The organism is Tenacibaculum jejuense, from assembly GCF_900198195.1.
GTDB classification, from domain to species: domain Bacteria; phylum Bacteroidota; class Bacteroidia; order Flavobacteriales; family Flavobacteriaceae; genus Polaribacter; species Polaribacter jejuensis.
On sequence record NZ_LT899436.1, the window covers coordinates 2,929,486 to 2,944,440 of the forward strand.

A 14,955-nucleotide genomic window follows, 5' to 3' on the forward strand; every position below is an offset into this window, starting at 1 on the left:
GGATTACTTATTAACGCATTGGAACGCTGGAATAAAGGCTGTAGTATTCGCTGAACATCCCTCATCATCGAAAACAGTAATCGATACATTTCCACCTAAAACATTGCTCGTTGTAAAGCTAAAGCTTGTACCATCTTGAGTGATATCGTCTCCTGTAGCTGCTGTACCATTATCATAAACAAACTCTACTCGTACATAGTTTCCGCTTCCGCCTGATACATCACTAGCATTTACCGTAACAACTGCTGAATCTGTGTTATTATCTGTAGTACAGCCAAATCCTGTAACTACTGGAGCTGTTGTGAAGTTTACTACTGGTAACTCTGTAATGGTAATCGTAGCTGAATTTGATGTACATCCGTTTGTTCCTGTTGCTGTTACTACATAATCTCCAGGGGCTAAACCTGTAAACTGTGTCGTAGTAGTCGTTGCAGTAAACGTTCCTCCAGCTGTTAAAGTTCCATTGATCTCGTAACTTAATGGTAATAATCCATTATCTACTGCAACCATCTCAATAATACCTTCATTACTTCCATTACAATTACCATTATCGATAGCCAATGCTGTAAAGTCTGGTAATATAACTGGATTAACTGTGATTCGTCTAGTCACACTACAACCTGAAGGTACATCTGTAACTACAACCTCATAAGTACCATCTGTAGTTACAATATGGTCTTCAAAAGTATCTGTACCCGATATAGTTCCGCTCGTAAGAGCTGGATCTGCTGTAGGAGCAACTCCATTAATAGTGTAAGTAAAGTTTCCTGTAGCACCTAAGTCTACACCTGAAGCTACTGTAATTCTGATTATTGCTTCCCCTGGTGTACAATTTAAATTTTGTTGTATCGCTAAGTTAAAATCTAATTCTTCATATAAAGTAACTGGAACTGTAGTACTAGTACATCCATTAGCGTCTCTTATAATTACATTATAATTACCTGGTGCTAAACCACTCTCAGTAAATGAAGTGTCTGATGTAGGAGCACTATAAGTTGTTCCTCCGTCAATAGAATATTGATAAGGTGCAGTACCTCCAATAGTCTGTACCCCATTAGCTGTTGTTATTGTGATACTTTTATCTGTTGAACAAGTACTTGATGTAACATCTGCTACTTCTAAAACAGGTGGTTGGCTTACCGTTAAAGTTTCTGGTCCTAATGTTGTTGTACAACTATTTCCATTGCTATCTGTGATGATAACTGAAACATCTACAGGAGAGGTTATAGTTGTAACATCAGCAAAGGCTACTTCTACTGTGTTTCCACTTAATGTCGCTGTTGCATTGGTAACTGTTCCTAGTGTAAATGTATATGGTGGAAAACCTCCTACTACGTTATCTATTCTTACAACTCCTGGTGTATCACATGTAATGTCATTTACTACTGTTAGATCACCTGAAATTGGTACTCCTTCTATTATTTGAACATCTTCACTACCAAACATACAGCCGGAAGGTGAAGAAGTTGTTTCAATATAATAACGTCCTTCTCCTAAACCTGAAACTGTAATATCTGCAAAACCATTTTGTGTTATACCAGTAAATCCTGGTACTGCTACGCCTGCGTTGGTAACATCATCTCTTCTATATAATGTGTAATCAAAAGGATCAGATAAATCTCCAGATGTATTTGTTATTGTAAAAGTAATACTACCTGTATCTGGTGGTCCTCCTGCACAATCATCACTTGTTGCTGTTCCTACTAAAAGAACCCCTGGTGTAAATGTATCATAAACGTCTTCATTATTTTCTTCTATACACCCTGAAGCATCTCTAACATAGAATGTATATGTAAGACCTGGAGTTAAACCACTAAAAGTTCTTGTTCTTGTTGGATCTGGACTTCCAGAAGCATCTGCTGGGAACCAAACTGTTGGATCATCAATAGCAAATTCGAATGGAGGTGCTCCATTTATCGCTTCTACAGTGACACTAAATCCTCCTGCACAAGTAGCAGGATTAGCTACAGGGTCTACAATTAAACCTTCTACATTAAACGGAATGGTGTAAGGAGGGAAAGTTGTTAAACAACGTACTGTTGCTCCATCAACTATACGTATAACTGGATTTACTATTGTTCCTTGATTTATTCCTGTAAAAGTTGGTGAAGTTTGCCAAGTAGCTCCATTATCTGAACTAAATTCTAATGTATATGGTGCTACTGAAGGAAAACCTGAAAATTCAAATCCAAATAAACTTTCGTTTCCAACAAATGGTGTTCCACATGCAGGAAGAATAGGATCTATATTCGCAGTTAATACTGGTGGATCCGTTAAAGTTACAGATGCAGTATCTGTACATCCTAAATCATCTGTTATAGAAACTGTATAATTTCCTGCAGGTAAACTATTAAACGTATAATTAGTTCCTGTAAAATCATTAACATTTGTAGTTGTACTACCATCAGTTATTGATAAATCATGTGGTGATAAACCATCTGATATTACTACTTCTATGCTACCTGTGTCTCCATTACATGTAGGTTGAGTATCTGTTAAACTTATAGAAACATTAGTTAATGTATTAACTATAACATCTTCTAATAAAAATTCACAATATCCTGAATTTCCATTGTTATCTCTTACGTAAACATCATAAGTATTTCCTGATAAAGCTATTGGGTTAGTATTACTAAATGTTGCATCTGCTGGAGTTCCTGCATTTGCTAGTGTAACAGAATATACATAAGTACCTGCTCCTGTTCCTCCTAAAGCATTAACTGTTATTGATCCGTCGTTACAGCTAGCATCTATAATATCAACAGATGCTGTTAATTGTTCATTTATTACTCTAACTAATTGTGTATTTGTACATCCTCTTCCATCAACTACATCGATTGTATAACTACCTGCTCCTAATCCTGTAAATGTAAATGTCGAAGTTCCTGGTGTTTGTGGAGCACCACCATTTAAAATATACTGATAATCTCCATTTCCAGAAGTAACATTTACTACAATCTCTCCATTTGTTCCATCAAAACAAGCTGTTGGAGTCGCAGTAAATACCACAGTAGCAGGACCAACAACATTTATTGGTGCTGATGCTGGTGATAAACATCCGTTAGAATCCATAGCTATAATCGTATGGCTTCCTACTGCAACATCTGTAAATGGTCCTGATTGGAATGCTCCTGTTGAATCTAATTGATATGTATATGGACCTGTACCTCCTGTAGCACTCGGGGTAATTGTTGCTCCAACTGCTGGATTACATGTTGGATCTTGGGTAATACTTCCACTTGCAACTACTGGTGCTGGCTCTGTAATGGTTACTGATCCTAATGAAATATCACACTGTGTACCATTAACTGTAGTACGAATACGAACATCATAATTCCCTGCTCCTAATGTATTTACTACAACTGGACTCGTTGAAACTGGAGCGGACCAACTTGTACCTCCATCAGTACTAAATTCAAATGAACTTCCAAAATTGCTCGCACTTATTTCTATACTTGCATTTGTATCTCCATTACAAACTGCATCGGTCAGTTTACTTACTGAACCTAATAATTCTTGATTGTCTAAAACGGTAACTATCACATCTGTAGTACAAGCGCGTCCGTAATCAACTGTAATAGTATAATTACCATTTGTTAATCCTGGAAATACTCCTGTACTATTTGTCGTTCCTCCTAAAGTATAGGTATAACTTGGATCTACTGGAGTAATTGATATATTTCCGTCTCCATTACACTCATAACTAACACTTGAACTAAACGTTGGTAAAGCTGGTAATGGATCTATAACGATATTAGGTAAACTTATCTCACAACCATTATCATCGCGAACGGTTAAAACATAAGTACCTTCTGTTAAATTATTATAAACTAAATCACTAGAGTAAACTCCGTTAACTCCATAACTATATGGTGAAGTACCACCCATAGCCCCTGTAAAAGTGATCTGACCGTTCTGAACACAAGTGTAATTTTGTGTAAGACTAGCTGTACTTATTAATGCTGTTGGTGCAGCTATAGTTACACTAACTGGTGCCGAACTACAACCGTTGCCATCTGTAATTACAAACTCATAATCTCCGTCTGATAAACCTGTATAATTACGGATAACATCACTCGAAGTAGCCGTAGCAATAGCTGTCCCTGTACTTGTAACTGTGACTGTGTAATCTGCAACTCCATCTGAAATGCTAATATTAATAGCACCACTATCGCCTGAACATGAAGGTTGCGTTGGTGTAACAACAACACTTGGATTGACAATAGAACCAACTGTGATGGTTTCATTATAGATACATCCTAATCCATCACGAACCGAAACATCATAACTTCCTCCTGTGGTTATTGGGAAGGTGTTACTCGAAACATAATTAGTTGCTCCTCCTGAAGTAACTACTGAATATTCATATGAATTATTTCCTCCACTTGCTGTTATAGTAACACTTCCGTCGTTACATGTAACTGGACTTGTTGCAACTGTAGCGGTTAAAACTGGATTGATAACTTCTGTCGAAGCTAGTGAAACACAGCCAAATCCATCACGAACTAAAACTTCATAACTTCCTGGAATTAAACCTGTAAATACAAAAGTTGATGATGCTGGACTTGGAACTGACCAACTCGCTCCATTATCAATACTAAAATTATAATCACTTCCCGATCCTCCTGATGCTGTAACTGAAATCTCTCCGTTACTTCCATTATAACAAACTGTAGGAGTAGCTACATGAGTAGGATTTGAAGGTGCTACAACATTTATTGGTGCTGATGCTGGTGATAAACATCCGTTAGAATCCATAGCTATAATCGTATGGCTTCCTACTGCAACATCAGTAAATGGTCCTGATTGGAATGCTCCTGTTGAATCTAATTGATATGTGTATGGACCTGTACCTCCTGTAGCACTCGGGGTAATTGTTGCTCCAACTGCTGGATTACATGTAGGATCTTGAGTAATACTTCCACTTGCAACTACTGGTGCTGGTTCTGTAATGGTTACTGATCCTAATGAAATATCACACTGTGTACCATTAACTGTAGTACGAATACGAACATCATAATTTCCTGCTCCTAATGTATTTACTACAACTGGACTTGTTGAAACTGGAGCGGACCAACTTGTACCTCCATCAGTACTAAATTCAAATGAACTTCCAAAATTGCTCGCACTTATTTCTATACTTCCATTTGTATCTCCATTACAAACTGCATCGGTCAGTTTACTTACTGAACCTAATAATTCTTGATTGTCTAAAACGGTAACTATCACATCTGTAGTACAAGCGCGTCCGTAATCAACTGTAATAGTATAATTACCATTTGTTAATCCTGGAAATACTCCTGTACTGTTTGTCGTTCCTCCTAAAGTATAGGTATAACTTGGATCTACTGGAGTAATTGATATATTTCCGTCTCCATTACACTCATAACTAACACTTGAACTAAACGTTGGTAAAGCTGGTAATGGATCTATAACGATATTAGGTAAACTTATCTCACAACCATTATCATCTCGAACCGTTAAAACATAAGTACCTTCTGTTAAATTATTATAAACTAAATCACTAGAGTAAACTCCGTTAACTCCATAACTATATGGTGGAGTACCACCCATAGCTCCTGTAAAAGTAATCTGACCATTCTGAACACAAGTGTAATTTTGTGTAAGACTAGCTGTACTTGTTAATGCTGTTGGTGCGGCTATAGTTACACTAACTGGTGCCGAACTACAACCGTTGCCATCTGTAATTACAAACTCATAATCTCCATCTGATAAACCTGTATAATTACGGATAACATCACTCGAAGTAGCCGTAGCAATAGCTGTCCCTGTACTTGTAACTGTGACTGTATAATCTGCAACTCCATCTGAAATGCTAATATTAATAGCACCACTATCGCCTGAACATGAAGGTTGCGTTGGTGTAACAACAACACTTGGATTAGCAACAGAACCAACTGTGATGGTTTCATTATAGATACATCCTAATCCATCACGAACCGAAATGTCATAACTTCCTCCTGTAGTTATTGGGAAGGTGTTACTCGAAACATAATTAGTTGCTCCTCCTGAAGTAACTACTGAATATTCATATGAATTATTTCCTCCACTTGCTGTTATAGTAACACTTCCGTCGTTACATGTAACTGGACTTGTTGCTACTGTAGCGGTTAAAACTGGATTGATAACTTCTGTCGAAGCTAGTGAAACACAGCCAAATCCATCACGAACTAAAACTTCATAACTTCCTGGAGTTAAACCTGTAAATACAAAAGTTGATGATGCTGGACTTGGAACTGACCAACTCGCTCCATTATCAATACTAAAATTATAATCACTTCCCGATCCTCCTGATGCTGTAACTGAAATCTCTCCGTTACTTCCATTATAACAAACCGTAGGAGTAGCTACATGAGTAGGATTTGAAGGTGCAACAACATTTATTGGTGCTGATGCTGGTGATAAACATCCGTTAGAATCCATAGCTATAATCGTATGGCTTCCTACTGCAACATCTGTAAATGGTCCTGATTGGAATGCTCCTGTTGAATCTAATTGATATGTATATGGACCTGTACCTCCTGTAGCACTCGGGGTAATTGTTGCTCCAACTGCTGGATTACATGTTGGATCTTGGGTAATACTTCCACTTGCAACTACTGGTGCTGGCTCTGTAATGGTTACTGATCCTAATGAAATATCACACTGTGTACCATTAACTGTAGTACGAATACGAACATCATAATTCCCTGCTCCTAATGTATTTACTACAACTGGACTCGTTGAAACTGGAGCGGACCAACTTGTACCTCCATCAGTACTAAATTCAAATGAACTTCCAAAATTGCTCGCACTTATTTCTATACTTGCATTTGTATCTCCATTACAAACTGCATCGGTCAGTTTACTTACTGAACCTAATAATTCTTGATTGTCTAAAACGGTAACTATCACATCTGTAGTACAAGCGCGTCCGTAATCAACTGTAATAGTATAATTACCATTTGTTAATCCTGGAAATACTCCTGTACTATTTGTCGTTCCTCCTAAAGTATAGGTATAACTTGGATCTACTGGAGTAATTGATATATTTCCGTCTCCATTACACTCATAACTAACACTTGAACTAAACGTTGGTAAAGCTGGTAATGGATCTATAACGATATTAGGTAAACTTATCTCACAACCATTATCATCGCGAACGGTTAAAACATAAGTACCTTCTGTTAAATTATTATAAACTAAATCACTAGAGTAAACTCCGTTAACTCCATAACTATATGGTGAAGTACCACCCATAGCCCCTGTAAAAGTGATCTGACCGTTCTGAACACAAGTGTAATTTTGTGTAAGACTAGCTGTACTTGTTAATGCTGTTGGTGCAGCTATAGTTACACTAACTGGTGCCGAACTACAACCGTTGCCATCTGTAATTACAAACTCATAATCTCCGTCTGATAAACCTGTATAATTACGGATAACATCACTCGAAGTAGCCGTAGCAATAGCTGTCCCTGTACTTGTAACTGTGACTGTGTAATCTGCAACTCCATCTGAAATGCTAATATTAATAGCACCACTATCGCCTGAACATGAAGGTTGCGTTGGTGTAACAACAACACTTGGATTGACAATAGAACCAACTGTGATGGTTTCATTATAGATACATCCTAATCCATCACGAACCGAAACATCATAACTTCCTCCTGTGGTTATTGGGAAGGTGTTACTCGAAACATAATTAGTTGCTCCTCCTGAAGTAACTACTGAATATTCATATGAATTATTTCCTCCACTTGCTGTTATAGTAACACTTCCGTCGTTACATGTAACTGGACTTGTTGCAACTGTAGCGGTTAAAACTGGATTGATAACTTCTGTCGAAGCTAGTGAAACACAGCCAAATCCATCACGAACTAAAACTTCATAACTTCCTGGAATTAAACCTGTAAATACAAAAGTTGATGATGCTGGACTTGGAACTGACCAACTCGCTCCATTATCAATACTAAAATTATAATCACTTCCCGATCCTCCTGATGCTGTAACTGAAATCTCTCCGTTACTTCCATTATAACAAACTGTAGGAGTAGCTACATGAGTAGGATTTGAAGGTGCTACAACATTTATTGGTGCTGATGCTGGTGATAAACATCCGTTAGAATCCATAGCTATAATCGTATGGCTTCCTACTGCAACATCAGTAAATGGTCCTGATTGGAATGCTCCTGTTGAATCTAATTGATATGTATATGGACCTGTACCTCCTGTAGCACTCGGGGTAATTGTTGCTCCAACTGCTGGATTACATGTTGGATCTTGGGTAATACTTCCACTTGCAACTACTGGTGCTGGCTCTGTAATAGTTACTGATCCTAATGAAATATCACACTGTGTACCATTAACTGTAGTACGAATACGAACATCATAACTCCCTGATCCTAATGTATTTACTACAACTGGACTCGTTGAAACTGGAGCTGACCAACTTGTACCTCCATCAGTACTAAATTCAAATGAACTTCCAAAATTGCTCGCACTTATTTCTATACTTCCATTTGTATCTCCATTACAAACTGCATCGGTCAGTTTACTTACTGAACCTAATAATTCTTGATTGTCTAAAACGGTAACTATCACATCTGTAGTACAAGCGCGTCCGTAATCAACTGTAATAGTATAATTACCATTTGTTAATCCTGGAAATACTCCTGTACTATTTGTCGTTCCTCCTAAAGTGTAGGTATAACTTGGATCTACTGGAGTAATTGATATATTTCCGTCTCCATTACACTCATAACTAACACTTGAACTAAACGTTGGTAAAGCTGGTAATGGATCTATAACGATATTAGGTAAACTTATCTCACAACCATTATCATCTCGAACCGTTAAAACATAAGTACCTTCTGTTAAATTATTATAAACTAAATCACTAGAGTAAACTCCGTTAACTCCATAACTATATGGTGGAGTACCACCCATAGCTCCTGTAAAAGTAATCTGACCATTCTGAACACAAGTGTAATTTTGTGTAAGACTAGCTGTACTTGTTAATGCTGTTGGTGCGGCTATAGTTACACTAACTGGTGCCGAACTACAACCGTTGCCATCTGTAATTACAAACTCATAATCTCCATCTGATAAACCTGTATAATTACGGATAACATCACTCGAAGTAGCCGTAGCAATAGCTGTCCCTGTACTTGTAACTGTGACTGTATAATCTGCAACTCCATCTGAAATGCTAATATTAATAGCACCACTATCGCCTGAACATGAAGGTTGCGTTGGTGTAACAACAACACTTGGATTAGCAACAGAACCAACTGTGATGGTTTCATTATAGATACATCCTAATCCATCACGAACCGAAATGTCATAACTTCCTCCTGTAGTTATTGGGAAGGTGTTACTTGAAACATAATTAGTTGCTCCTCCTGAAGTAACTACTGAATATTCATATGAATTATTTCCTCCACTTGCTGTTATAGTAACACTTCCGTCGTTACATGTAACTGGACTTGTTGCAACTGTAGCGGTTAAAACTGGATTGATAACTTCTGTCGAGGCTAGTGAAACACAGCCAAATCCATCACGAACTAAAACTTCATAACTTCCTGGAGTTAAACCTGTAAATACAAAAGTTGATGATGCTGGACTTGGTACTGACCAACTCGCTCCATTATCAATACTAAAATTATAATCACTTCCAGATCCTCCTGATGCTGTAACTGAAATCTCTCCGTTACTTCCATTGTAACAAACTGTAGGAGTAGCTACATGAGTAGGATTTGAAGGTGTAGGAATATCTACTTCAAAAGGTACACATCCTACAGCATTCACTGTCATTCTTACATTATCTATAAAATTCCCTATAGATAAACGACCTGAAGCTGTGGAAATTGCGACGAAAGAAATTACAGTAGTTGTTTGGCCAACTGGAACTGTATAAGAACCTGAATATGTTCCCCATGTAGTATTTCCATCAGACATAGTTTGGGTGAAATTAGCTGTTACTAAATCTCCTCCGATTCTTACTTCTGCAACATCTGTTCCACTTCTTCCTCTATGGTCTAAAGACCAATTGATAATATCTCCTGGAATTGTACAAAATTCTTGGTACAAAGCAGATGCTTCATCTGCATTTAACTCTGCAAAATAATCTCCATCTGATGCTGGAACTCCTTGATTACCATCTCTCCATATTTCTACTCTGTTATTGGAAGCAGTACTATCCCAACCATCTAATTGATTCTCATCAAAAATTCTAAAAGTTGTAATACCGGAAGGAACACTTTCAAAACTTCCATTAGTAAATGGATCTGTTGAACAACCGCATTCAGTACAATTATTACCGTCTCTTATATTAACTGTATAAGTTCCAGGTGCTAATCCTGAAAATACAGTTGAAGTTTGCCAAGTTGTTCCATTATCAATACTATATTCATATGGTGGCGTTCCTCCACTTCCTTGGACATCAATTGTAGCTGTACCTCCATTACAATCAGGACTTGTAGTAATTGTTCCTGTAACATTTAATGGTGTTGGCTCTGTGATCGTTACATCTCCTAAATCTAACTCACAAATGATAGTTCCAGATGTTTCACGGATTCTAACATTATGAGTACCAGCTGCAACACCTACAATTCTAAAAGGATTATCTCCTGTAGATGACCAACTAGCTCCACCATCAATAGAGTATTCATAACTTCCTCCATTAAAATTATTTGCTTGTATTGTTATTGATCCATTATTTGAAGAGTTACATTCAGAATTTGTAGAAGAAACAATACTACCATTAAATTGCTGATTCTGTAAAACATTTATGATAAAATCTCTAGGACAAGCTCTGTCAGCTCTTACTGTGAAGGTATGTGCTGCTGGGTTTACATTTGTAAAAACATTTGAAGCTTGAGGTGTTCCTCCATCTATACTATAAGTATATGTTAATGAAGGGGTTGCTGGAGCTATTAAAGTTACTGTAGCAGTTCCATCACAATTGTAATCTATAGTATTAGTGAAATCTGGAATTACAGGATGAGGATCTACCACTATTGCAGGTAATACAGGATTACTACATCCGTTAGAATCTCTAACCTGTAAATTGTAAGTTCCTGGAGTTATATTATTGAAAACATTTGAAAACTGCCAAGTTACTCCATTGTCAACACTATACTGATAACCAGAACCTGAACCACCTGTTGCCGTTGTAAATGTAATAATTCCATTTGGCTGAGTACATGTAGAATCTTGCGTTAAACTCGCACTACTTGTTGGTGAACTTGGATTTGCTATGTTAATAGGTCCTACTGTGTAACTACATACTGAACGACCTTTGGTAGCTCTAATCGTAATTGTATAATCACCTGGTGCTAAAGCAGTAAATGAACTAGACGCTTGGTATGTAGTACCACCATCATTACTATATTCTAAAGAATATGCTAATAATCCTGGAGGACTCTCAGTATTAATTGTAATTGTTCCATCTGTATTTCCGGAACAAGTTGCATCAGTGTGTGTTTCTGAAAACTGTAAAGGCTCTTCTAAAATAATTGTAACAGGAGAAGATGTTTGAGTACAGTTGTTATCATCAACAACTATAAATTCATAAGTACCTTCGCTTCCTGTTGGTATATTATATGTTGTGCTTGTTGTAAAACCCTCAAAAGTTGTTGCGTTGTAAGTAGCAGGAATATCAGTTACAGCAGAATAAGAAATTGCTGCTTTTGTTGCTCCAGTTGCTGGTGTATATGACCATAAAGCATAAGTATAACCACTTGCACCTGGCGTACCTCCACTTGCTGATAAATCTATAACTCCGTTAGAACAATCTATATTCTTTGAGTTTGTTGCATTTAAATTTAAAGCTGGTGGTACTGTGATTGCTGGAAGAGTCTCAGAATAACTACAACTACTAGTAGTAGAAGTAATTTCTACTGTGTAGGTTCCTGAAGTAGTTATTGGAAAAGTTCTAGAACGATCTGTTGTTGGTCCAAAAGAACTAACTACTGATCCACCACTTGTTATATTATAAATAAATTGTCCTGAAGTAGGCGAATTTATTTGAACATCAATTTCTCCTGTATCTCCAGCACATAAAATTGGAGTAGTTGTTACATCTACATCAATACCAACTATACCAACTGATTGATCTGGATAAGGAAATACACAAGAAATTGCTACATTTCTTATATAAACATCATAATTTCCTGCTGTACTAATTGGAAAAATATTAGATGTTTGGTATGCTCCTGCTCCTGGTGCAGGATCTCCTGCAGGTACAACAGCGTATTCATAACCTGCTGGTACGTTATTAATAGTTATGCTACCATCAGTAGAACAAATAATATCTTCTGTAACAATAGTAGGATTAACTGTACCTTTAAATACATTAAAATAATAACGTTCAAAACATCCTCCTGGTTCTTCTACAATAAGTCTATATTGTCCTGCATCAGAAAAAGTTCTCGTTGTACTATTAGCATCAGTAGCTACGTCAACCCAAGTTCCTCCTACATCTGGACATGTTGGATGTGGTGTTGGTGTTGTACCTGAAGTTAGAACCTGCCACCTTACAGTTGTCGGTGAACCTACACCTGTCGGTATTGTTCTTGAATCTGCGCTACCACACAAATAAATTTCTGCTAGTTCTAAAGTTGTATCGTTTACACAAGTAACAACTCTGTCTGCTGAAGGTATGATTGGATTTGTACCTGAACCAAATGGTCCAACTTCAAAAGTTTCATCAAAAGGAACACAAGCTGATGGTGATCCTGATGGATTTGTTTTCGTTACTGTATAAGTACCTGTTGCACTTACTGTTATTGTTCTAGTTGATGCTTCATCTCCTGAGGCAATTATATTACCTGAATCATCTCTCCATTCATAATTTGCAAATCCAGCACCAGCTGTTAAATCAACTGTTGCTCCACACAAAGAAACATTTTGAGTAAAATTATTACAACTAGCAATATCTACTAAGAAGTTTGTAGAACCTGCTATACCAAAATTACATGCATCTATACCAGATACACTAGGACTTAAACTTACAGAAACACCTCCAGTTCGACCATCGTAGCTAGCTTCTGCTACATTTTCTACTATATTAGAACAAACATCAGTTAATAAACTACAATCTGTTACTACTTGAACATGGAAACGTATGTTATGGACCGCACCACCTTCTTCTACAAGAGAATCATCTACTTCAAATGTTAATACTCCCCTAAATCCATTTAATGAAGAAGGAGGATCATAACCTGCTAATGTTACACCAGGTGGTGTAATTACGTCTGCTGGAACTAAATTTACATTTCTTGGTAAAATATCTCTAATTGTAGTATTAACTGCATCATCAGTTCCTGTATTTTGAAAGGATACATTGTACCATAAATCACCTCCAAGACCAACAGTTGCTCCAGCTAAATCATTACCTGCATTATCATCAACAGTCTTAACTAACTGAATAACAGGTTCTATAATTTCAATTGCAAAAACATTTAGAAAAGGCCAATACACATCACCACCGGTGGTGAATGTAGCATCTAAACTAGATTGATTATTTCCAATATTGATATTTAGAGGATTGTCTACATTAAATAAATCTACATCAAAACCTAAAGTATTCTCACTATCTGGGTTTCGAGATGTAGTATGTGCATCGTATTGTGTTATACTACCATTAAAAAAGTTATTTACTGGATTTGTAGTTGGTGTACTTACGTTTACTTGAGCTCCAGCTGTATTTCTAATTTGAAAATTATCTCCTGAAATAAAATTATCTCCTTCTAAAGCAGCTGTTAAAAATTGTGCACGCACTGGTCCAGAAGGAATAGTGTTAAATCCTGTGAAATTTACTGTAGCTGCATTTGAACCATCAATGGTTGCAAATCCATCGAATAGTGAAATATTCTTACTTGATTCCGTTTCATTTTCATAAACAATAACCATTACCCAACCAGCAGAACCACCTAATCCGTTGTTTCTATCCCAACCTGTTGTTGCTCTAATATTACCAGCAAAATAATCACCATTTGGATTAGAAAGTCCTTGAACCATAGAAGTTACATCCTTGTAACAGACATAAGGTCGTTGCGTTGCAATACCACTATCATAAAGAACTTCATCACTAGTGATATCTTGATAAGGTTGCCCTGGTAATTTAAATTTTATATCTCTATAGTCACCTGGTCTTGCGTTTTCTGTTTCCCAAGTTTCATATGGAAATACTGCTGCCCAATATAAACTTGCATGAACAACTCTTGAACAGTCAGGTAGATTTAAAGTAGATTTTGAAGATGAAAACGTATCGGCATTCCCCGTTATGCCTTCTATATCATCTATATCAATATAATCCATAAAATAATCCCCATTGTTAAACTGGGCATCATTTAAGCTTGTAAAAAACGCTCTTCCACAACCATTTACAAAACTAACTATATATAAGTCATCTCCAGCTGCATTGTTAGGATGTGGTACGTTAGCATCTATATTTTGTGAAGTAGCAGTGTAAGTGAAATCTCTATATCGGTTCCCACAACGATCTGTAAATCTCCTTGTTGTAGCACTTCTCGTATACCTTGTGAAATCCTGATAATCTCTATTTAAGATATTATTACCTACAAAAGTAATATTACCTCTTAGGTTAATACCTCCAACAGGTAATCTTCTTTCTGCGAAGGTAACATCTGGTCTTCTCCTTGCCATTAAATTATTTGGTGGAGTTTCAGATATACCTTTTTTCACAGTTGCATCTGGATTAAGGCTTTCTCTAGTTTCTTTAGAGAATTTTTGAACTTTATACTTTACCTGCGTCTGATTTTGTTCTTCTTGAGAAAAACCAAACAATAGAGTAAAAGCTGCGAATAGAAAAAGTAATTTTTTTTTCATCTTTGGGGATTTATGCTTTTCTATAAAAAACTTGTAATCAAAAACTTATAAAACTAAAAAATAGGGTTCGCTTAAATATAATCATTTTTTATGACATATTTA

Annotated in this window: 1 protein-coding gene; it reads right to left on the reverse strand. The window is 36.7% G+C overall.

The features are described 5' to 3' along the window. Positions 1-3: 3 nt before the first annotated feature. A complete protein-coding gene (locus tag AQ1685_RS12945; RefSeq protein ID WP_095072781.1) occupies positions 4-14,853 on the reverse strand; it encodes a beta strand repeat-containing protein in 14,850 nt (4,949 codons plus the stop codon). Between the last annotated feature and the right edge of the window lie 102 nt (positions 14,854-14,955).

Excerpts from the sequence above, each read along its gene's own strand:
- AQ1685_RS12945 (WP_095072781.1), bottom strand. The coding sequence starts at position 14,853 with ATGAAAAAAAAATTACTTTTTCTATTCGCAGCTTTTACTCTATTGTTT.